The organism is Kitasatospora sp. NPDC094015 (genome assembly GCF_040304075.1).
GTDB lineage: Bacteria > Actinomycetota > Actinomycetes > Streptomycetales > Streptomycetaceae > Kitasatospora.
In genome coordinates this window covers 287,092-307,789 of the sequence record NZ_JBEOUL010000003.1, presented here as the reverse complement: position 1 = coordinate 307,789, position 20,698 = coordinate 287,092, and the positions used below count along the sequence as shown (strand labels likewise).

15 protein-coding genes are annotated in these 20,698 nt (G+C 74.1%); 10 read left to right on the top strand and 5 right to left on the bottom strand.

Annotated features, from left to right (window positions below):
• Positions 1–254 precede the first annotated feature (254 nt).
• The 6 genes from fxsA (at position 255) to ABT014_RS05620 (ending at position 10,479) form a co-directional block, all read left to right on the top strand.
• On the top strand, positions 255–440 hold the full coding sequence (gene fxsA, locus ABT014_RS05645) for an FxSxx-COOH cyclophane-containing RiPP peptide (RefSeq protein ID WP_350637354.1): 186 nt from the start codon (positions 255–257) through the stop codon (positions 438–440).
• Positions 441–499: 59 nt separating this feature from the next.
• Positions 500–2,956, top strand: coding sequence for an FxsB family cyclophane-forming radical SAM/SPASM peptide maturase (locus ABT014_RS05640; RefSeq protein WP_350637353.1), 2,457 nt, complete (start codon positions 500–502; stop codon positions 2,954–2,956).
• Between the two features lie 75 nt (positions 2,957–3,031).
• On the top strand, positions 3,032–3,820 hold the full coding sequence (locus tag ABT014_RS05635; protein ID WP_350637352.1) for an AAC(3) family N-acetyltransferase: 789 nt from the start codon (positions 3,032–3,034) through the stop codon (positions 3,818–3,820).
• A 203-nt stretch (positions 3,821–4,023) separates the two neighbouring features.
• Positions 4,024–5,361 carry a TIR-like protein FxsC gene (locus tag ABT014_RS05630; RefSeq protein ID WP_350637351.1) on the top strand — a complete coding sequence of 446 codons (1,338 nt, stop codon included), beginning with the start codon at positions 4,024–4,026 and terminating at the stop codon, positions 5,359–5,361.
• The gene (fxsT, locus tag ABT014_RS05625) at positions 5,358–9,407 is read left to right on the top strand and encodes an FxSxx-COOH system tetratricopeptide repeat protein (RefSeq protein ID WP_350637350.1); all 4,050 of its coding nucleotides are present in this window, start codon (positions 5,358–5,360) and stop codon (positions 9,405–9,407) included. Before ABT014_RS05630 ends, fxsT begins: the two co-directional genes overlap by 4 nt.
• 106 nt (positions 9,408–9,513) lie before the next feature.
• Complete coding sequence (locus ABT014_RS05620; RefSeq protein ID WP_350637349.1) at positions 9,514–10,479, top strand: 2-hydroxyacid dehydrogenase; 966 nt, start codon at positions 9,514–9,516, stop codon at positions 10,477–10,479.
• Positions 10,480–10,497: 18 nt separating this feature from the next.
• On the opposite strand, the gene ABT014_RS05615 is transcribed toward ABT014_RS05620, so the two are convergent.
• The 3 genes from ABT014_RS05615 to ABT014_RS05605 all read right to left on the bottom strand — a co-directional run bounded on the left by ABT014_RS05615 (position 10,498) and on the right by ABT014_RS05605 (position 13,260).
• Positions 10,498–11,361 carry an alpha/beta fold hydrolase gene (locus ABT014_RS05615; RefSeq protein ID WP_350637348.1) on the bottom strand — a complete coding sequence of 288 codons (864 nt, stop codon included), beginning with the start codon at positions 11,359–11,361 and terminating at the stop codon, positions 10,498–10,500.
• A 50-nt stretch (positions 11,362–11,411) separates the two neighbouring features.
• Positions 11,412–12,383 (bottom strand): DUF4231 domain-containing protein, encoded by a 972-nt coding sequence (locus tag ABT014_RS05610; RefSeq protein WP_350637347.1) that lies wholly within the window; start codon positions 12,381–12,383, stop codon positions 11,412–11,414.
• Positions 12,384–12,510: 127 nt separating this feature from the next.
• Entirely contained in the window at positions 12,511–13,260 is a 750-nt protein-coding gene (locus ABT014_RS05605; protein ID WP_350637346.1) for a sugar isomerase domain-containing protein, read from the bottom strand.
• 198 nt (positions 13,261–13,458) lie between these two features.
• On the opposite strand from ABT014_RS05605, the gene ABT014_RS05600 reads away from it, so the two are divergent.
• On the top strand, positions 13,459–14,151 hold the full coding sequence (locus tag ABT014_RS05600; protein WP_350637345.1) for an iron-dependent transcriptional repressor DtxR: 693 nt from the start codon (positions 13,459–13,461) through the stop codon (positions 14,149–14,151).
• A gap of 630 nt (positions 14,152–14,781) precedes the next feature.
• On the opposite strand, the gene ABT014_RS05595 is transcribed toward ABT014_RS05600, so the two are convergent.
• Positions 14,782–15,471 (bottom strand): bifunctional DNA primase/polymerase, encoded by a 690-nt coding sequence (locus ABT014_RS05595; RefSeq protein WP_350637344.1) that lies wholly within the window; start codon positions 15,469–15,471, stop codon positions 14,782–14,784.
• A 319-nt stretch (positions 15,472–15,790) separates the two neighbouring features.
• Between ABT014_RS05595 and ABT014_RS05590 the strand changes: the two genes are divergently transcribed.
• The gene (locus tag ABT014_RS05590; protein WP_350637343.1) at positions 15,791–17,170 is read left to right on the top strand and encodes an NsdA family TPR-like regulatory protein; all 1,380 of its coding nucleotides are present in this window, start codon (positions 15,791–15,793) and stop codon (positions 17,168–17,170) included.
• A gap of 169 nt (positions 17,171–17,339) precedes the next feature.
• On the top strand, positions 17,340–18,530 hold the full coding sequence (locus ABT014_RS05585) for a hypothetical protein (protein WP_350637342.1): 1,191 nt from the start codon (positions 17,340–17,342) through the stop codon (positions 18,528–18,530).
• 97 nt (positions 18,531–18,627) lie between these two features.
• Here the strand turns inward: ABT014_RS05585 and ABT014_RS05580 are convergent, their stop codons facing one another.
• Positions 18,628–19,956: an ABC transporter substrate-binding protein gene (locus ABT014_RS05580; protein ID WP_350637341.1), complete on the bottom strand. Its 1,329-nt coding sequence runs from the start codon at positions 19,954–19,956 to the stop codon at positions 18,628–18,630.
• A 195-nt stretch (positions 19,957–20,151) separates the two neighbouring features.
• Between ABT014_RS05580 and ABT014_RS05575 the strand changes: the two genes are divergently transcribed.
• Positions 20,152–20,658 (top strand): SCO4402 family protein, encoded by a 507-nt coding sequence (locus tag ABT014_RS05575; protein ID WP_350637480.1) that lies wholly within the window; start codon positions 20,152–20,154, stop codon positions 20,656–20,658.
• The last annotated feature ends 40 nt before the right edge of the window (positions 20,659–20,698 follow it).

The following is a 20,698-nucleotide window of genomic DNA, read 5'->3' as shown; positions in this document are numbered from 1 at the left end:
CTGCGGGGGAGCGTCCGGCGGCCCGCCCACCGGGTGGGCGTCGGCCGAAGGGGTGGTCTACAAAACTGGGGGCCGCGATCTGTGGTGTGCGTTGACGGCTGCGCGCGCTCGGGGGGTCGGCGGTGTCCTAGCATGGGCCTTCTTGGACTCGTGTCGCAGTGGCCCCAGCCACCGTCGACGGCTCCGCCGTCGGCAGCTGAGTGCAAGTCACCCAATTGGTCCCCAACGCGCAAGCCTAAAAGAGGGGCATCGCCATGACCATCACACTTGCCGCCAAGCCCGCCGACAGCCTGACGGACGATCATTTCGACGTGAGCCGGCTCTCGCTCTCCGATCTGGCCGCGCTCGGCGCCGAGGAGCTCGCGGCCCAGCTGTCCCGCGCCCTGCCGGGCGGCACCCCGGGCCAGGTCGGGGTCGCCGCGTTCCAGTCGTCCATCTGACAAAGGAAGAATCGGTTCCCCGGACCCCCGTGCCCACGTCCTGACGACGGCCACCCCCGATGACCCTCACCCCGGTCCCCTTCCGCCAGTTCGTGCTGAAGGTGCACAGCCGCTGTGACCTGGCCTGCGACCACTGCTACGTCTACGAGCACGCGGACACCAGCTGGCGCGGGCGCCCCAGGCACGCGAGTGACGAGGTGCTGGCCGCGGCCGCCGGGCGGATCGGGGAACACGCCCGCACGCACCGGCTGCCGGCCGTCCATGTCGTGCTGCACGGCGGGGAGCCCCTGCTCGCCGGCCCGGCGCGCCTGCGCCGGGCCGCCGACCTGCTGCGCGCCGCGCTGCCCGAGGAGTGCGCGCTCGACCTGCGGATCCACACCAACGGGGTGCTGCTGAGCCGCGAGTTCTGCCGGGTGTTCGACCAGGCGGGAATCAAGGTCGGAGTGTCGCTGGACGGCGACAGGTTCGCAAACGATCGACACCGGCGCTTCGCCGACGGCCGCAGCAGCCACGCCAAGGTGCTCGCCGCGGTGGCACTGCTGCGCGAGGACGAGTTCCGCCACCTGTACGCCGGACTGCTCTGCACCGTCGACGTCGAGAACGACCCGGCCGCGGTGCTGGACGCGCTGGTCGAGCTGGAACCGCCCCGGATCGACTTCCTGCTGCCGCACGCGACCTGGGACGCTCCGCCGAAGCGCCCCCCGGGCATGGGCCGAACGCCCTACGCCGACTGGCTGACCGCCGTCTACGACCGCTGGACGGCGGCCGGCCGCCCCGTACCGGTGCGGATCTTCGAGTCGATCCACCGCACGCTGCGCGGAAGGTCCAGCCTGACCGAGTCGCTCGGGCTCGACCCGGCGGACCTGGTGGTGATCGAGACCGACGGCGAGCTGGAGCAGGCGGACAGTCTGAAGACCGCCTACGACGGCGCCCCGGCCACCGGATTCGACATCTTCGCGCACTCGCTGGACGAAGTCGCCCGCCACCCGGGCATGATGGAACGGCAGTCCGGCCTGGCCGGGCTGAGCACCGAGTGCCGGGCCTGCCCCGTCGTCCGCTCCTGCGGCGGCGGTCTGTACGCGCACCGCTACCGGAGTGACGGCAGCGGCTTCGCCAATCCTTCTGTCTTCTGCGGGGATCTGATGAAGCTGATCACCACCATCCGTGACCGGGGCCCCGCGGCCACCGGAGTCCCGGAGCAGTCCGGGCCGGTCGAACCGGTCCTGACCGACGGTCAACTCGACGAGCTGGCCGCCGGCTACGGCAGCACGGAGACCGTACGGGCCCTGGCGGCCGCCCAACTCGGGCTGACCAGAAGGCTGGTGGCCGCGGTCGCGGCGGGCCGCCCGGCCGGCGCCGAGGCCTGGCGGCTGCTGACCCGGCTGGACGCCGAGGCGCCCCGGGCACTGGACGCGGTGCTCGCCCACCCGTACGTGCGGGCCTGGGCCGCCCGCTGCCTGCAGGGCGCCGAGCACCCCGGTGCGGACCTCGGCGGCCTCGCCGAGACCGCCGCGGCGGCCGGGCTGCGGGCCGGCGCGGAGTTCGAGCTGGCCCTGCCGGTGCGCGGCGGCGCGGTGCACCTGCCCGGCCTCGGCCTGGTCCGGATGGCCGGCACGGGAGCGGGTGCGGGTGCGGGCACGGCGAGGCTCACCGGCGACGCGGAGGGCTTCACCGTCCGGGCCGGCGGCGAGCCGGTCCGGATCGGCTGGGACACCCCGGACGCCGGTCCCTGGCAGCCCGTCCGGCGGATCGGCCTGGCCGGCGGCTGGACGGTCGCCCTGGAGGACACCGACCCGCAGCGCGACAGCCACCAGTGGCCGGTCACCGGGCGGCTGGCCCAGGACGACCTGCTCGGCTGGGGCGGCGCGCTCCAGGAGGCCTGGGAGCTGATCCGGCGTGACCTGCCCGGGTACGCGCCGGGGATCCGGGCGGGGCTGTCCACGATCACCCCGCTCGCGCCGGGCACGGCCGGGGGCGACGTCAGCGCGGCCGGCCGGCAGGCCTTCGGGGCGGTCGGCATCGCCCGCCCGGCCACCGCGCCGATCCTCGCCCTGCTGGTCGCGCACGAGTTCCAGCACGTGAAGCTGGGCGCCGTGCTGGACTTCCACGACCTGCACGACCGCGCCGACGACCGGCTCTTCCACGCCCCCTGGCGCCCGGACCCGCGCCCGCTGGAGGGCCTGCTCCAGGGCACCTACGCGCACCTCGCGGTCACCGAGTTCTGGGCCGGCCGGGTCCGGGCGTACGACGGGCTGCGCAGCGAGGCGGCCGAGGCGGCCCGGCGGCAGCTGGCCACCTGGCGCGGGCACACCGTGGACTCGGTGGCGGTCCTGGTCGGGTCGGGCTCGCTCACCCTGCTCGGCGAGCGGTTCGCGGCCGGGATGCGGGCCACCGTCGAACCCTGGCTGGACCTGCCGGTGGGTGCGGACGCCGAGCGGTGGGCCCGGGAGGCGGCCGCGGAGAACCGGGCCGCCTGGCAGGCCCGCAGCGCCCGGCCGGCCCCGACCGGTTCCTGAGCCGGGCTCGCCCGGTTCCTGAGCCGGGCGAGCCCGGACCCCACCCCCCCACCCAGACGGCAGCCGGGAGGCCCGTTGTACTCCGTCGAGACGCTGGCCGCCGACCTCCGCCGGCTGGGCGTGCAGCCGGGCGAGACCCTGCTGGTGCAGTCCTCCACCCGGGCGATCGGGGCGGTGGCCGGCGGCTCGGCCGCGGTCGTGGCCGCGGTCCGCGAGGTGCTCGGCCCGCACGGCACCCTGGTGGTGTACACCGCGACGCCGGAGAACTCGGACACCTCCCCGCTGGACGCCGCCCGCACCGCGGGCCTCGACCCGGCCGGGCTGCGGGCGTTCCGGGCCTCGATGCCGGCCTTCGACCGGGCGAGGACCCCCGCCTCGCCCAGCATGGGCCGGATCGCCGAGGAGGTCCGTACCACCGCGGGGGCGGTGCGCAGCGCCCATCCGCAGACCTCGTTCACCGCGCTCGGCCCGAAGGCGGAGCGGCTGATGGCCGGGCACCGGCTGACCTGCCACCTGGGCGAGCAGTCGCCGACCCACCGGCTCTACCAGGACGGCGCCCGGGCGCTGCTGATCGGCGTCCCGCTGTGGTGCTGCACGCCGTTCCACCTCGCCGAGTACTGGCAGCCCGAGCAGGTGACCCAGCGCTACGGCTGCGTGGTGCGCGACGAGCGGCAGCGGCGGCAGTGGGTGCACTTCGACGCGCTGCGCCTGGAGGTCCGGCATTTCGAGGCGCTGGGGCAGGTGCTGGGCGCCGAACTGCCGAGCGTGCGGGAGGGCGTCTTCGGCGCGGCGCCGAGCTTTCTGCTGCCGGTCGCGGAGGCCGTCGACCACGTCAACAAATGGCTGCGCAACCGCTGGAGTTGACCGCGGTCGGTCGATGTCGGGGCACGGCCCTATTCCATTCGGGAACCTGACCTTTCTACACTGAAGTCCCTTTGCGGGACGGCGATGCGGCCCGGGGGATTCCGGGAGCGGGGGTGTGCGCGGGTCGTCGGCCGGTACGGTGGCGGGGTCGCGGGTGCGCGGCCGGGGGTTCAGCAGGCCGGATGTCTCGGGGGAGGCGCGTCGTGAACAGCCAGGGGGACGGAGGCCGGGACCAGCGGCCCTATTTCTTCCTCAGTTACGCGCACATTCCGCGCGCCGGGAACAGGGGTTCGGGCGACCCGAACATCTGGGTGGCGCAGCTGTACAACGACCTCTGCGAGGCCATCTTCCAGCTCACCGACGCGCCCTCGGGGCACCCGGTGGGCTTCATGGACCGCTCCATGCACCAGGGCCAGAAGTGGGCCGAGCGGCTCTCCGCGGAGCTCGCCAACTGCCGGGTGTTCGTCCCGCTCTACTCGCCCCGCTACTTCGCCAGTCAGGCGTGCGGCAAGGAGTGGCACCTGTTCAGCCAGCGGCCGGTCTACCAGCGCCGGCAGAGCGGCGAGCGGCACACCGGGATCGTGCCGGTGCTCTGGGTGGCGATGAACCACTACCCGCTGCCCCGGGTCGCCGGTGAACTCCAGTTCAGCCACGAGAGCTTCGGCGGGGACTACGCGGCCGAGGGCCTGTACGCGCTGATGAAGATCGCCTCCTACCGGGCGCAGTACCAGAACGCGGTCTACCGGCTCGCCGAGCGGATCGTCCACGTGGCCAAGCAGACCGTGATCCCGCTCGGCCAGCAGGCGGACTTCGAGTCCCAGCCGAGCGCCTTCGAGCCCCCGCTGCCCACCGACCGGGTGCGGATCTCGGTGTACTCGCTGCGCCGCCGCGAACTGCCGGCCGGCCGCGGCCCGGACTGCTACGGCGCCCGCCGGCTCGACTGGCAGCCCTACCAGCCCCACTCCGCCCGCCCGTTGGCCGAGGACGCGGCCGAGGTGGCGCGGCGGATGGGCTTCGAGCCGACGGTGGCGGAGTTCGAGGAGGACGCGGACCGGCTGCTGGCCGAGGAGCCCACCGGGCCGAGCGTGCTCCTGGTCGACCGATGGGCCCTGACCGATCGTCAACGAAGCGGTAAAGTAAGACAGTTGGATCGTAAGAATCTCCCTTGGGTGAGCGTCCTGGAGCCGTGGAACCCGGAGGACCCGGAGTGCCGGAGGGACGAGGAGCTGCTCAACGGGCTGAGCGAGGAGGTCCTCAGGCTCAGCCGCGGGACCCACCGGCCCACCCTGCGCCACCAGAGCGCCGGCACCCCCGGCACGCTGGAGGAGTTCCGCGGCGAGCTGGAACGGGCCGTGATGCAGGCCACCAACGGATTCGAGCAGCGCGGCGAGGCAAGGCCCGGCGGGAGCGGGCCGCGCAAGCCGAGTCTGCGGCAGGGCTTACGCGGCGCCGAGCCGCCGCCCGGGCCGCCCACCGACGGGTACGGCAGCGACGATGACGGCGGCCTCGGGCGGGCTGCCCGTGGGGGAGGAGAGTCATGACCGAGACACCGACCTGGGGGCACCGGCCGGCCGGGCGGCCGGGCGAGGGCCCGCGGGGCGCCGCCGGCCGGCACGCCGAGCGCGACTTCGAGGCCAGGACGGTGGACGATCGCGAGGGGCGGATCGTCACCTTCTACTCCTACAAGGGCGGCACCGGGCGCACCATGGCGCTGGCCAACACCGCCTGGATCCTGGCCTCCAACGGCGCCCGGGTGCTCACCGTGGACTGGGACCTGGAGGCGCCCGGCCTCGACCAGTTCTTCCGGCCCTTCCTCGACCCGGACGTGGTGGCCGGCACCACCGGCATCATGGACCTCTTCGCGGACTACCTGGAGGAGGCCCGCCGCCCGCTGGACCGCGACCCCAACTGGCACGAGGACTTCGCCCGGATCCACCCGCACGCCGTCTCGCTGGCCTGGCCGCACTTCCCCGGCGACGGCGGCCTCGACTTCGTCCCCGCCGGCCAGCTCAACCGGGACTACTCCGGCACCGGCAACCGGATCGACTGGGACCTGCTCTACGAGAGCCACAACGGCTCCGCCTTCATCGAGGCGCTACGCCGGGACATGAAGCGGCGCTACGACTACGTCCTGATCGACAGCCGCACCGGCCTGACCGACACCGCCGACATCTGCACCGTCGAGATGCCCGACGACCTGGTGGTCTGCTTCACCCTCAGCGACCAGTCGATCGACGGCGCCTCCCGGGTCGCCCACACCATCGACAGCCTCTACGAGTCGCGCGGGATCCGGATCCTGCCGGTGCCGATGCGGATCGACGAGGGCGAGAAGGAGAAGGCGGACGCCGGCCGGGCGCTGGCCCGGATCAAGTTCGGCGGACTGCCGGCCGGCCTGTCCGAGGCCGAACTGCTGCGCTACTGGGCGTCGGTGGAAATTCCGTACCGCCCGTTCTACGCCTACGAGGAGATCCTCGCCCCGTTCGGCGACCTGCCGCAGCAGCCCGCCTCGATCCTGGCCGCCTGCGAGCGGCTGACCGCCGAACTCACCGCCGGGCAGATCACCGGCCTGCCGCCGATGGACGAGGACCTGCGGCTGCGCAACCTGGCCGCCTTCGTGCGCCGCCGCCCGACCGCCCCGGCCGACCTCTACCTCAGCTACGTGCCGCAGGACCGGGCCTGGGCGGACTGGATCGCGGCGGTGCTCACCCAGGCCGGCTTCCGGGTGGTCTCGATCGACCTCGGCGTGGGTACCAACCCGCGCACCTCCACCGAGCGCGGCATCGACTCGGCCTACCGGACGGTCGCGGTGCTGTCCTCGGCCTACCTCTCCTCCCCGCAGGCCCAGGCGCTCTGGGGCCGGACGGTCAACGCCGACCCGGCCGGCGCCCGGCGGCAGATGATCCCGGTCCGGGTCGGCGACGTCCGGATCACCGCCCCGTACAACAACCGCAACCCGGTCGACCTGGTCGGCCGCGACGAGGGCGAGGCCGTCCAGGCCCTGCTGCGGGCGCTCGGCCGGGGCGAGGCCGACCTCGCCGAACGCGGCTCCGACACCCCGCGCTTCCCGGGCGCCAAGCCCGCGCACTGGTCCGTCCCGCAGCGCAACCACTCCTTCACCGGCCGCACCAAGGTCCTCGACGACCTGCGCGAGCAGCTGGTCGGCGGCCCCACCGCGGTCCTGCCCACCCCGCAGACGCTGTACGGCCTCGGCGGCATCGGCAAGACCCAGGTCGCACTGGAGTACGCGCACCGGTACATGTCGCACTACGACCTGGTCTGGTGGATCAACGCCGAGCAGACCGAGTCCGCCGCCCAGTCCTTCGCCGAGCTGGCCGGCCGGCTCGGCCTGCGCACCAGCGACAGCGTCACCGAGGCCGCCGAGGCCGCCCGGGACGCGCTGCGCCGCGGCTCGCCGACCTCGCGCTGGCTGCTGGTCTTCGACAACGCCGACGAGCCCTCCCGGATCCGCCCGTACTTCCCCGACGGCCCCGGCCACATCCTGGTCACCTCCCGCAACCAGGGCTGGTCCGGCCAGGCCGGCGTCCTGGGCGTGGACGTCTTCACCCGGGCCGAGAGCGTGGACCACATCACCCGCCGGGTCCGCGGCCTGACCAGGCAGGAGGCCGACCGGGTGGCCGAGGCGCTCGGCGACCTGCCGCTCGCCGTCGAGGTGGCCGCCGCCTGGCTGGAGACCACCCGCACCCCGGTCGACACCTACGTCTCGCAGCTCCAGGCCGAGGCCACCAAGGTGCTCGCCGCCGGCGAGACCCCGGTCGACTACCCGACCCCGGTCGGCCTGACCTGGAACGTCTCGATCGCCCGGCTGCGCGAGCAGTCCCCGGCCGCCGTGCGGCTGCTGGAGCTGTCCGCGTTCTTCGCCCCCGAGCCGATCTCGCTCAAGCACTTCTTCTACAGCGAGCAGATGCGCCGCGCCCTGGAGCCGTACGACGCCGAGCTGACCGACAGCTTCATGCTCGGCAAGGTGATCCGCTCGGTCAGCCGCTACGCCCTGGCCAAGACCGACGCCTCCAGCTTCCAGGTGCACCGGCTGGTCCAGGCCGTGGTCCGCAGCGGGATGAGCCAGGCCGACCAGAACAGCGCGATGCACGAGGTGCACCGGATCCTGGCCAGCGCCCGCCCGCCGCTCGGCGACACCGACAACCCGGACAACTGGCCCACCCTGGAGAAGATCTGGCCGCACCTCGGCCCCTCCCGGGCCCAGGACTGCGACGAGCGCGAGGTCCGCGAGCTGCTGATCGACCGGGTCCGCTACCTGTGGAAGACCGTCGACCTGGACCAGGCGCTGCTGCTGGCCCGGCAGCTGGACGCCGCCTGGGCGGAGCGGTACGAGAGCGAGCCCGACGCGGCGGAGCGGCGGTTCCTGCGACGCCAGATCCTGAGCCTGCGGTTCAACCTGGCCAACGTGCTGCGCTCGCAGGGCTCGTACAACGAGTCGCTGGAGCTGGACCAGGCCACCCTGGCCGGCCAGCGCGAACTGCTCGGCGAGCACAACGCGTTCACCCTGATGACGGCCAACTCGATGGGCGCCGACCTGCGGTTCCTCAACCGCTTCCAGGAAGCTCTGACCATGGACCTCGAGACCTACAACCAGTTCGTCGAGCTGTTCGGCGAGGACGACGCGCGCACCCTGTCCGTCGCCAACAACCTGGCCATCGACCACCGCCTGGTCGGCAACAGCGTGGCCGCCCGCGACCTCGACCAGGACACCTTCGAGCGCCGCTCCGCCGTGCTCGGCCAGAACCACCCCTACACCCTCACCAGCAAGTCCAACCTGGCCCGCGACCTGCGCGAGATGGGCGACTACAAGGGCTCCGTGGAGCTGCTGCGCGAGGTCACCGAGGCACTGGCCGGCATCCTCGGCCCGGACCTCCCGGAGACCCTGCGCAACGCCAAATCGCTGGCCGTCTCGCTGCGCCGGGCCGGCGAACTCGGCCCGGCCCGCGAACTCACCGAGCAGACCTACCAGCGCTACGTCGACCGGTACGGCATCGAGAACCCGGAGGCGCTGGCCTGCCAGCTCAACCTGGCCGCCGACCACAGCGCCGCCGGCGACAAGGAGACCGCCCGGGACATCGCGGGCGCCGCCTACGACGGCCACCGCCGGCTGCTCGGCGACGACCACCCGTTCACCCTGGCCTGCCAGAACAACCTGGCGATCTACCTGCGCGGCAGCGGCGACGTGGCCGGTGCGATCCGGCACGGCGAGCAGGCCGTCGAAGGCCTGTCCCGGGTGCTCGACCCGGACCACCCGTACACCCTGAACGCGATGATCAACCTGGCCAACGCCTACGCCGACAGCGGCCAGCTGGCCCGCGCCGAGGAACGCGGCCGGGTCGCCCTCGCCGGCCTCGACAACCGCTACGGGCCCACCCACCCGGACGCCGTGGTCTGCCAGCTCAACCTGGCGGTCACGCTCCGCTCCGCCGGCCGCGCCCGGGAGGCCGAGGCGCTGCGCAAGCAGTCCCTGGTGGTCCTGCTGGAGCTCTTCGACGAGGGCCACCCGAACGTGGTCTCGGCCCACAACTGGCACCGGATCAACCGCGACCTGGAGCCGCAGCCCCTCTAGCCGCACCCGGCTCCGGCCGCACCCGCCGTGAGCCTCCCCGCCCCGGCCCCGGTCCGCCCCGACCGGGCCCGGGGCGGGGCCGTCCGCGGTGCTAGCCTGCGCCGTGATGACCGAGACCCCGCAGCCCCCCGTCCTCGTCACCCGCCGCCTCGCGGACGGCGTGCTCGACCGGCTCACCCCGGTCGCCGCCGCGACCGTGCACGACAGCGAGCAGCCGATGACCCGGGCCGACCTGCTGGCCGCGCTGCCCGGCCGGGCCGCCGTGATCACCACCCTGGACGACCGGGTGGACGAGGAGTTCCTCGCCGCCGCCGGCCCTTCCCTGCGGATCGTCGCCAACCACGCGGTCGGCACCCACAACATCGACCGGGCGGCCTGCGCCGCCCACGGCGTCCTGGTCAGCAACACCCCCGGGGTGCTCACCGACGCCACCGCCGACCTGGCCTGGGCGCTGCTGCTGGCCGCCGGCCGCCGGATCGGCGAGGGCGAACGGCTGCTCCGCTCCGGCCGCCCCTGGGCCTGGGCCCCCACCTTCATGCTCGGCCTGGAGCTGACCGGCACCCCGCTCGGCATCCTCGGCATGGGCCGGATCGGGCAGGCGGTGGCCCGCCGCGCGGCCGGCTTCGGCATGCCGGTCGCCTACCACAACCGCACCCCGCTGCCCGCCGACACCGCCGCCGGGGCGCGCTGGCTCCCGCTGGACGACCTGCTCGCCGCCTCCCCGGTGCTGGTCGTCACCTGCCCGCTCACCGCCGACACCCGGCACCTGGTGAACGCCGAGCGCCTCGCCCGGCTGCCGGCCGGCGCCGTCCTGGTCAGCATGACCGCCGGCGTGGTGGACGAAGCCGCGCTGGCCGCAGCCCTCGGGTCGGGCCACCTGTTCGCCGCCGCGGTGGACAACTTCGAGCACGAGCCGGCCGTCGACCCCGCACTGCTCGCCCAGGAGCGCGCCGTGCTCGTCCCGCACCTCGGCAGCGCCACGGTACGGACCCGGCAGGCCATGGGCGGGCTCGCCGTCGACAACGTGCTCGCGGTGCTGGCGGGCGGCGCCCCGCTCACCCCGGTGCGCTGACCGCGGGCCGCCCGGCGCTCAGCCGGCCAGCCACTTCAGCGTCGAGGTGATCTCCTCGAACGCCCCGAAGTGCGCGGCCCCGGGCTCCAGGTACAGCTCCGCACCCGGGATGTTGTCGGCCAGCCAGCGCGAGTGGTCCACCGGCGAGAACTGGTCGTCCGCACCGTGCCACAGCCGGACCGGCACCCGGATGTCCTGCACCCGGAAACCCCAGTCCAGGGTGAACGCCAGCACGTCGTCGATCCAGCCGAAGGCGCCGTACCGGAACGCCTGCCGGTAGGTGCTCAGCAGCATCCGGCGGATCCCCGGATCGGTCACCACCGTCCGGTCGGTGGGCGGGAGTTCGGGCACCAGGTCCTTGATCAGCCGGGCCGGGTCCCGCTTGATCACCCGGGACCGCAGCTGGAACGCGTCCTCGATCCGCAGCAGCCCCCGCTCGGCCTGCTGGTACGCCCGCTCGTTCGACGGGGTCATCTGGCCGTACCAGTCCAGCCCCTCGGCGTTCCGCGGCGCCAGGCTGACCAGCGCCGCCATCCGGGACACCCGCCCCGGCAGCAGCGCCGCGCAGGCCAGCGCGTGCGGCCCGCCGCCCGAGCGCCCCGCCACCGCGAACTCCGCCAGCCCCAGCACGTCGGCGATCACCCGCACGTCCGCGGCGGCCGCCGCCACCCGGCGCCCCGGCAGCCGGTCCGAGTCCCCGTACCCCGGCCGGTCGAACGAGATCAGCCGGATCCCCATCCGGGACAGCACGCTGCTGCGCGGGGCCGGCCCCACCCGGCTGCCCGGCGTGCCGTGCAGCAGGAACACCGGGTACCCCTGCTGGTCCCCGGAGAGCTCCACCGCCAGCGCACGCCCGCCCGGTGCCTCCACCGTCCGTGCCACCACCGGTCACCCTCCAGATCGCTCGCCGAACAGGTCACTCCCCGCGCCGATCAGCCGGGGACGTCCAGACCGCGCACCTCGCGCCGGGCCTGCCAGGTGGTGTGCTCCCGCGAGATGGCGTCCTCGGCGTCCCGGGCCAGCCGCGCCCAGTAGTCCTCGGCCTGCTCGGAGTCCAGCTTCAACTGGGTCAGCTGCGCCTCCACCTTCGCCAGCTCGTCCGCCGCCAGCCCGTACGCCGCCGCCTGCGGCCGGTACTGCCGCAGCTGCGCCCAGGCCGACACCGAGGCCGCCACCGCCGAGACCGTGCCCAGCGCGTCGTAGGTGAACCAGCCCAGCGCCCGCAGCACCGCCAGCGCCAGCCCCAGCAGCGGCAGCACGATCGCCAGCCGCCCGGCCCGGCGGGCCGCGTTGCGGCAGCGCTGCGCCTTGCTGCGGTACCACTCCCGCTGGGCGTGCACCCGCTCGCGCAGGTACACCTCGCGGCGCACCTCCAGCGGCTGGTCCCGCAGCCTGGTCATCATCTCGGTGATCTGCGGGTGGTGGGCCGGCTCCCGCCAGGACTGCAGCTCGGCCTCCATCCGGGACATCTCGGGGATCACCTGGTCGGTCTCGAACTCGCCGAGGATCCCCTTGAGCTGGACGTCGTACAGCCGCTCGGCGTCCGGCAGCTTCTTGGGCGGCGGCTGGTAGGCGTCCGCCTGCACGGCGTACTTCCAGCAGAGCGTCTTCACCGACTCGGCGATCGCCCGGCCGTCGTACCAGAGCCGCTGCGGGTTCTGCCGGGCCGCCACCGTGGCCATCGCCAGGGTCAGCAGGTAGGCGAAGGCGGCCGCCCAGGCCCACAGATCGCCGTCGGCCGAGCCCGCCGCGGCGGCCACCACCAGCAGCACCAGCTCCCAGCGGGACAGCGCCACCGAGCGCCGCTGACCCTGGAGCGAGGCCGAGTCGGAGGCCCAGAACAGCTCCGGCAACAGCTCGTCCTCGCGCACCCAGCCGATCGATCGCGCTGCCCCCGCCGCCATGCTGCCCCCCGGCCGCCCCGTCGCCCCTGGACCCGAAACAGCTCCATCCTTCCCGGGGCCGGGCCCGGATACGCCTCGCCCGGCCCACCCGTGTGGCCAACGAGGTTGCCCCGGACGGATGGTGAGGTCAGTACGCGTACAGGATGCGGTCCGCGTTGTCCGCCATGACCTTGGCGTTCCACTCCGTGCCGCCGTCCACGTTGCCCGAGCGGAACAGCGGCGGGGTGATCCCGCGCGCGGCCAGCCGGCCCACCGCCGAGGCGACCACCGCCTGCATCAGCGCACTGGTGACGATGGTGGACACCGAACCGAACGGCACCCCGGCCGCCGGGTGCGACAGCTCGCCGTCACCCACCGCGATCTTGCTGTCCAGCACCACGTCGCAGTTGTCCTTGAGGAAGGTGCCGGACGGGTGGTTGGAGGAGACCTCGGCCGGATAGGCCAGCGAGGTGACCCCGACCACCCGCATGCCCAGGCCCCGGGCGTGCCGGGCCAGCTCGACCGGCATCATCTGGCGGCCCGAGAGCGAGATCAGGAAGAGCAGGTCCCCGCTGCCCGCCGGGGTCAGGTCCAGCGTCGTGGTCGCCAGCCCGGAGACCCGCTCCAGCGCGCTGCCCAGCGGCGCCGGCATCACGTTCACCCCGGTCATCCCCGGCACGTTCAGCAGATTGATCACCACCAGGCCGCCGGCCCGGTAGACCACGTCCTGGGCGGCCAGCGAGGAGTGGCCGGCGCCGAAGGTGAAGATTCGGCGACCGTCCGCCACCGCGTCCGCCAGCAGCTCGGCGGCGGCCTCGATGTGCTCGGCCTCCTCGGTGCGCACCCGCTCCAGGTGCGCCACGGCGGCGTCGAGGTACTGCCCGACCAGGTCGGTCATCGCAACTCCAGCAGGGTACGGGGGCGGCCCGTGGTCCAGACCGCGGTTGGAGAAAGATCTGGCGAGCACCGTGCTGCCTGGGGCCCTCCGCTGTCAACAGCCACCAAAAGCCGGGGGCATAGCAGCCCGGCGACATCGGTTGTCACTTCGGTACGTCAGAATTGGGTGGAGGACACCGAGGATTGGGAGCCAGGGGCGATGTCTGGTCTGATCGACACCACTGAGATGTACCTCCGCACCATTCTGGAGCTGGAGGAAGAGGGCATCACCCCGATGCGCGCCCGGATCGCCGAGCGGCTGGAGCAGAGCGGCCCCACCGTGAGCCAGACCGTGGGGCGGATGGAGCGCGACGGCCTGCTCCAGGTCGCCGGTGACCGGCACCTCGAGCTGACCGACGAGGGCCGCAGACTGGCCGTGCGGGTGATGCGCAAGCACCGGATCGCCGAGTGCCTGCTGGTCGACGTGATCGGCCTGGAGTGGGAGCAGGTGCACGAGGAGGCCTGCCGCTGGGAGCACGTGATGAGCGAGACGGTCGAGCGCAAGGTGCTCGCGATGCTCGGCCACCCGACCCAGTCGCCGTACGGCAACCCGATCCCGGGCCTGGACGAGCTGGGCGACACCAAGGCCGAGGGCGAGGGCTTCGACGCCGGCCTGACCACGCTGGAGGCGCTGACGGTCGGCGAGCAGGCCACCCCCGTGGTGGTCCGCCGGATCGGCGAGCCGATCCAGACCGACGGCGAGCTGATGCTCACGCTGCGCCGGGCCGGGGTGCGCCCCGGGGCGACCGTCCAGGTGACGGCCGGGATCGGTGGCGTGCTGGTCGGCAGCGGCGACACCTCGGTCGAGCTGCCGAAGGAGATCGCCGGCCACGTGTTCGTCGCCGAGCTCTGAGCCCCGGGCCGCGTGGCGGCCGACGGCACGGAGCACCGGTAGGACGCAGCGGCAGGACGCAGCAGTAGGACGGACAGGACGAAGCGGCACGGATGCGCCGGGCGGCCCGCAGGCCCGGCGCATCCCCGTGCACCGGGCCTGGGGCTCCCCGCCCCGTCCCTCCCTGATCCCGCGGTGCCCGACCACCCCGAGCGCGGTGGGCACCGCGACCTCCCCGACCCCCGGTGCCGCATCCGGCTTCCCCGTCCGAACGCCCCTCGGCACCTCCCCCCCGGGCCCTGCACCCCCCGGTCATGCACCCCCCGTTCCCAGCTCCCCGCCCGTACCCCCGGCCCCGTGCCCCCTCGGGCCCTGCGCCCCCTCGTCGCGGTGTCTCTCCTCTCCGGCTCGTCCGCTCCCCTCTCGCTGCAATTCCTCCCACTCGGCAGATCACGGCAATCCTTGAGCGCTGTCACTCGTCCGAGCGGCTTGTGCGGACGATCACCGGGTACACCGGTCTCTTATCCCGGCATGCGTCTGACGGACCCTGCCTCCGGTGGGAGGCAAGGCCCGTCAGATGCGCGCGGGGTGTCGCGCGGAGCACGCCCTCACCCGATAGGCGCAGGGCGGCCGTACAGGGGGGGCGGCCGGTCAGCGCACCGCCGCGGGCTGCTGGGCCGGCCGGGCGGCCGGGGCCTCCCGGCCGCAGGCGTACGCCAGCGGGTTGATCAGCTCGGCGGCGTCCGGCAGCCAGCGGTTGAGCGCGGACGGCGGCCGGGCCCACTGGGCGAAGCTGTACGGGCCGATCCGGGACGGCGGGGCCACGATCCAGTCCCCCTCGCCGCGGGCCGAGAGGTCGAGCCGGCCGGACCCCCAGCCGAGCGTGCGCAGCATCTCCGGCAGCTTGGCCTGCACCCCGGGCAGCACCAGGAAGTGCAGCCGCCGCCCGACCTGGCCGGCCGAGGCCGGCACGGCCACCACCGGTCCGAGCTGCAGCCCCATCCGCTCCATCCGGGCCAGCGCCAGGCAGCCCGCCACCTCCGGCACGTCCAGCACGTCGAAGGAGCGGCCGGTCGGCAGCAGGATCGAGGCCTGCGGGTGCTCGGTCCACCAGCGGCGCACCACCCCGGGGCCCGCGCTGGCCCGCCGGGGCCAGTCCTCACCGACCGGGTGCGCCCCGGGCAGCTCGCACCGCTCGCCGCACGAGCAGCGGGCCGGCCCGTCGCCGTCGATCAGCCAGGTGCCCGGGACGACCTCCCAGTGGCGGTCCTCGGCGTAACTGACGGCTTCGATGAGGAGCGGGGGCAGACCCTGCTCGGGGGCTCCTGGGATGTCTTCCACGTGCTGCTCAACTACCGTCGTTGGGCGGGGTTACGGGCGGGCGCGGGGCGGTCCGCGCCGTACGGGAGATGTCACCCGTACCGGTGAGACGGATGATTTCCGGCCGCATCGTCCGGTACTCGTAACGGGCGCAGGAGGGGCGCACTGGGGCATTCATCAGGGCGCAAGGGGAGTGGACCCGTCACCGTGGGTATTGCGCTGGTGTCGCCGTACCCCGGTGGTGGCCCATGCCGCCTGCCGGTCGGCGCATCGGCAAGCTAGCACCAGAGTCGTACGCCCGCCGGCCGCGGCCGGGGTGGCGTAGGGGAGGCGAAGCCCAATGGCCGCGAGACCACTCGTCGCACGAGAGCCCAACGAGCGGCTGCAGCAGCTCATCCAGGAGGCGGGCTGCTCCAACGCGGGCCTCGCCCGCCGGGTGAACCTGTGCGGCGCCGAGCACGGGCTGGACCTGCGCTACGACAAGACCTCGGTCGCCCGCTGGCTGCGCGGGCAGCAGCCGCGCGGCCAGGCGCCCGCCGTGATCGCCGAGGCACTGGGGCGCAAACTCGGCCGTGGTGTCACGGTCGAGGAGATCGGCATGGCCGACGGCAAGAACCTCAGCTCGGCGGTGGGCCTGCAGTTCGCCGCCAACCTGCCCGCCGCCCTGGAGCAGGTCTGCGAGCTGTGGCGCAGCGACGTCGGCCGGCGCGACTTCCTGGCCGGGGCCGCGGTCGCCGCCTCGGCGCTGGTGGAGCCGAGCCGGGACTGGCTGATCACCCCGCCCGACCCGGTGGTCGCCCGCACCGGCGGCACCCGGGTGGGGCTGGCCGACGTGGCGGCGATCCGGGCCACCACCCAGATGCTGGTCGACCTGGACCACCGCTTCGGCAGCGGGCACGTGCGGCCGGTGGTGGTGCACTACCTGAACAGCGTGGTCTCCGGCTTCCTGGGCGGCGCCTACCGGGAGGAGACCGGCCGTCAGCTGTTCGGCGCGGTAGCCCGGCTGACCGAGCTGGCCGGCTACATGGCGGTGGACACCGCCCAGCCGGGCCTGGCCCAGCGGTACTACATCCAGGCGCTGCGGCTCGCCCAGGCCGCCGACGACCGCGGCTACGGCGGTTACGTGCTGGCCGCCTCGATGAGCCACCTCGCCGCCACCCTCGGCAACCCGCGGGAGATCGCCCAACTCGCCCGCGCCGCCCAGGAGGGCGCCCGCGCGGTGGCCACCCCCACCGCGATGGCGATGTTCTACGCGGCCGAGGCGCGCGGGCACGCGCTGCTCGGTGACGCCGCGGCCTGCGAGGCGGTGGCGGCCAAGGCGCTCGCGGCGATGGAGCGCCGGCGTCCGGAGGACGACCCGGACTGGATCGCGCACTTCGACGAGGCCTACCTGGCCGACGAGCTGGCGCACTGTCACCGCGACCTCCAGCAAGGTGAGAAGGCCGAACAGTACGCCCGCACCGCGCTCGAACTGCACCCCGCCCACCGGGTCCGCCGCCGGGCGGTGGACCTGGTGCTGCTGGCCACCGCCCAGCTCCAGCAGCGCGACCTGGAACGCGCCTGCCAGACCGGCGCGGAGGCGGTGCGGCTGCTCAGCGGCCTGCGCTCGAACCGGGGCGTGGAGTACCTGGACGACTTCCGCAGCCGGCTGGAGCCGTACCGGGCGCACCGCGCGGTGCGGGAGTTCCACGCCAGGACGGAGGGCGAGGCGGCGGCCTGACCCGGCCGGGGGCGGAGCGCGGGCGGGCCGTACGAAGGCCTGCCCGCGTAGTCACCGCTCGGGGTGAACCGGTAGCGTGGCCCAGCAGTTGTGGTCCGCCGTCAGCGAGCGCGCGGAGGAACCGAGAAACCCGGGCCAGACCGGGGCCGTGCACAGGTGAGGAACCGCGTTGAGCCAACGCCGCTCGTACTCCAGCTCGAACGATTTCAACATGGACGACCTGTTCCGGCCCGAGCCGGCCGGAACGCCGGGCGACCAGCAGGGCGGCCAGCCCCAGTCGGGCGTGCCCCAGCAGCAGCCCCAGGCGCCCCAGCAGCAGGCTCCCGGCGGCGGCCCCGAGTACTGGGGCCCGCCGCCGCAGGCAGCGCCGCCCGGGGCCCCGCAGGGCGTCCAGCCGGAGCCGGCCCCCGAGACCCAGCACCTGCCGCCCTACCCGAGCGGGGAGCCCAGCATCGGCGGTGGCCTGCCGCACCAGTCGATGGGCGGCCAGCAGGGGTACGGGGCCGCGCAGCCCTCGTACGGCGGCCAGGGCGGCTACGGCGCGCAGCCCTCGTACGGCGGGCAGCAGCAGTCCTACGGTGCCCAGCCCTCGTACGGCGGGCAGCAGTCCTACGGCGGCCAGCAGGCCTTCGGCGGGGTGGAGCCCGGTGCCCAGACCTTCGGCGGGCAGCAGTTCGGCGGGCCGCCGCAGGCGCCGGGCCAGCAGGCCGGGGAGCCGGGCCGCGGTCCGGCGGGCGGCCGGCCCTCGCAGAAGCTGATCATCGGTGGCGTGGTGGCCGGCTGCGTGGCGGCGGGCATCCTGGTCGCGGTGCTGATGAGCGGCGGCAAGGACGACAAGGACGGCCAGCAGCCGGTCGCCAAGCCGGCCAGCAGCGCCCCCGCCACCGGCGGGTCCGGGGCGGTCAGCCCCGAGATGCAGGCCCAGGCCAAGGCGATGTCGGAGCTGCTGGGCAAGGCCAGCGCCAGCCGCCAGGCCGTGATCGGCGCGGTGGCCTCGGTGCAGAAGTGCGACAAGCTGCCGGAGTCCCAGGCCGGTCTGAGCGCGGCGGCGGCGCAGCGCGACCAGCTGGTGACCGAGCTGGCGGCGCTCAAGGTGGACAAGCTGCCGACCGGCCCGCAGCTGGTCGACCAGCTGAAGAGCGCCTGGCAGGCCTCGTCCACGGCGGACAAGGAGTACGCGGCCTGGGCGGCCGACTCGATCGCCGCCTGCGACCCGGCCAAGCAGTCCGAGAACCCGCACGCCAAGGGCGGCAACGCGGCCAGCGGCACGGCGACCACCGCCAAGGCCTCGGCGGCGGACCTGTGGAACGCGATCGCGGCGCAGACCGGCCTGCCGACCAAGGCCAAGGGCGACCTCTAGGGCTTCAGGGCTGTCGACGCCAAGTCGACGCCAAGGGGCGGGCGCGACCGACACCGGTCGCGCCCGCCCCTTGGCATCCGCGGGCCGCGGTACCGGGTCAGGCCGGGGGCTTCTCGCCCGCCAGCACCCAGCGCACGTCCACGAACCCCTTGCGCTGCTCGACCAACCGGCCGCCCTGCACCTGCTGGAAGGTGACCGAGGTGTTCACCAGCCGCGGCGTGTCGGCGCTCGGCAGCATGCTGGTCAGGCCCCAGTTGAGCGGCGGGGTGGCGCCGCCGGTCTCGATCGGGTCGCCGCTGTCGAGCACCTTGGCCAGCGTCCGGGCGCTCAGCGGCTTGCTCTTGTCGGCGCGCGCGGCGGCCTGCCGGAACACCTCGTAGGCGACCCAGGTGGTCTGCACCCCGGGGTCGGAGGGGTCGATCATGGCCTCACCGGTGCCGAAGCCGCGGGCGGTCTTGCGCAGCGCGTCCCAGACCGGCGAGGACTCGACCGGGTACCAGCCGGTGGCGTACGCGCCGCGCAGCGGGCCGGCGTCGCCGCCGGTGGCGTCCACCACGGACTGCTGGAAGCTGCCGATCACCGAGGCCAGCTGGGTGTGCTTGGGGGCGAGCCGCCGGTACGGGTCGAGCAGGTTGGAGGTCGGCTCGGAGCCGAGCGCGCTGATCACGCAGTTGCCGGTGCGGTCGTCGCCGATCGCCCGGCGCGCGTAGTCGGTGTAGTTGTTGGACTTCTCCGGCGCCGGGACGTCGGTCAGCTTGACCCCGGCCGGCTTGAGCGCGCCGCTGAGGTAGTTCACCAGGGTGTCGCCCGCCCGGGTGTCGGGGCGGATCAGCGCGACGCTCTTGCAGCCGGCCTCGACCAGCTGCCGGCCGCTGCCCGCGATCAGCGCGGGGCTGCCGCCGGCCACCGGGTAGGAGAGCGGGCTGCTGAACTCCGGCGAGGAGAGCCCGTACCCGCCCAGGTACGGGATGCCCGCGCGCTCCAGCGCCGGCATGAAGTCGCTCCCGTACTGGCTGTACGAGCCGATCACCGCGACCACGTGGGCGTCGATGGCCTGCTGGGCGCAGGCGGCCACGCCGTCGGCGGTGTTCTGCTCGTTGCAGGTGAGCACCCGCAGCTTGTGGCCGTCGAGTCCGCCGGTGCTGTTGAGCTCGCGGCCGATCGCCTCGGCCAGCGCGGTCATCCCGGGCCGGTCGGTGGCGCCGGTGCCGGACGGGGCCCAGGTCATCACGGTCAGCTCGCCGTGGCCGGCCGCGGCCGCGTCGGCGGGGCCGCCGCAGGCCGAGGTGGCGAGCAGGGCGGGCAGCAGCGCGGCGGTCGCGGCCAGGGCGCCGACGGTACGGCGGGTGCGCCGGGCGCCGTGCGCCGGTGCGGACTCCGGCCGGTCGGCCGGAGTGGTGCGGTCGGCTGATCCGGTCCGTGTCATGTGGGTGTGCCCTCCCGGGTTCCTTGCCATCCGTGCGCCGCGCGCCGGTCCGGCGCGGACCAGCCTCGACCCGGACGGGCAAGCGGAGAGGGCCGCGAAAAGAACGTCGGGTTTACGCCGGAGGAACACCGAGAGATGACGCGTGTAGATCAAGTGCGACGAGGGAACGTACGATCGATTCTTATGTCCGACAGCATGGATTCTCGGTATCGGTCCGCCAGACCCTCTTCTCGAACTGGGCACCGGTCCAGCACGATGGGCGGCATGCCCCTGAACGACCTGCCCTGGTGGCGCTGGCGAGCCCGGCTCCGGTCGGCGCTGCACATGCTGTCCGACCCCGGCTTCCAGCAGGAGACCTGGCTGGCCGGCCGCGCCGGGTACGGCGACGTCACCGACGCCGTCTACCGGCTGGTCGAGGACACCTGGCTGGACCGCTGGCCGGCGGAGAAGTACCTCGGCACCGTGGTGCGGGACACCACCGAGGCCGCGCTGGTGGACGCCGCGGTGCTGCGGGTGCTGCGGATCATGCACGAGGTGGGTGCCGACGCCCCCGCCGCCGCCTACCTCGGGCACCCGGGGTGGCCGGAGGCGGTCGGTGCGGCCCGGGCGGCCCACGTCCACCTGGCGGTCGCGGACGGGGAGGACCCCGACGCCCCGCCGCGCTCGCTCGAGGTGCTGCGGATCCTGACCCGCAGCGCGTAGCTGCGGCGCTGCCGCGCTGCGGGCGCCCCCGCGGTTCGGG

Coding starts and splice junctions, on each gene's coding strand:
- ABT014_RS05605 (WP_350637346.1), bottom strand. CDS start 13,260: ATGACCGACCTGGTCGGGCAGTACCTCGACGCCGCCGTGGCGCACCTG.
- ABT014_RS05580 (WP_350637341.1), bottom strand. CDS start 19,956: ATGACACGGACCGGATCAGCCGACCGCACCACTCCGGCCGACCGGCCG.
- ABT014_RS05590 (WP_350637343.1), top strand. CDS start 15,791: ATGGCCGCGAGACCACTCGTCGCACGAGAGCCCAACGAGCGGCTGCAG.
- ABT014_RS05575 (WP_350637480.1), top strand. CDS start 20,152: ATGGATTCTCGGTATCGGTCCGCCAGACCCTCTTCTCGAACTGGGCAC.
- ABT014_RS05600 (WP_350637345.1), top strand. CDS start 13,459: ATGTCTGGTCTGATCGACACCACTGAGATGTACCTCCGCACCATTCTG.
- ABT014_RS05640 (WP_350637353.1), top strand. CDS start 500: ATGACCCTCACCCCGGTCCCCTTCCGCCAGTTCGTGCTGAAGGTGCAC.
- ABT014_RS05610 (WP_350637347.1), bottom strand. CDS start 12,383: ATGGCGGCGGGGGCAGCGCGATCGATCGGCTGGGTGCGCGAGGACGAG.
- ABT014_RS05620 (WP_350637349.1), top strand. CDS start 9,514: ATGACCGAGACCCCGCAGCCCCCCGTCCTCGTCACCCGCCGCCTCGCG.
- fxsA (WP_350637354.1), top strand. CDS start 255: ATGACCATCACACTTGCCGCCAAGCCCGCCGACAGCCTGACGGACGAT.
- fxsT (WP_350637350.1), top strand. CDS start 5,358: ATGACCGAGACACCGACCTGGGGGCACCGGCCGGCCGGGCGGCCGGGC.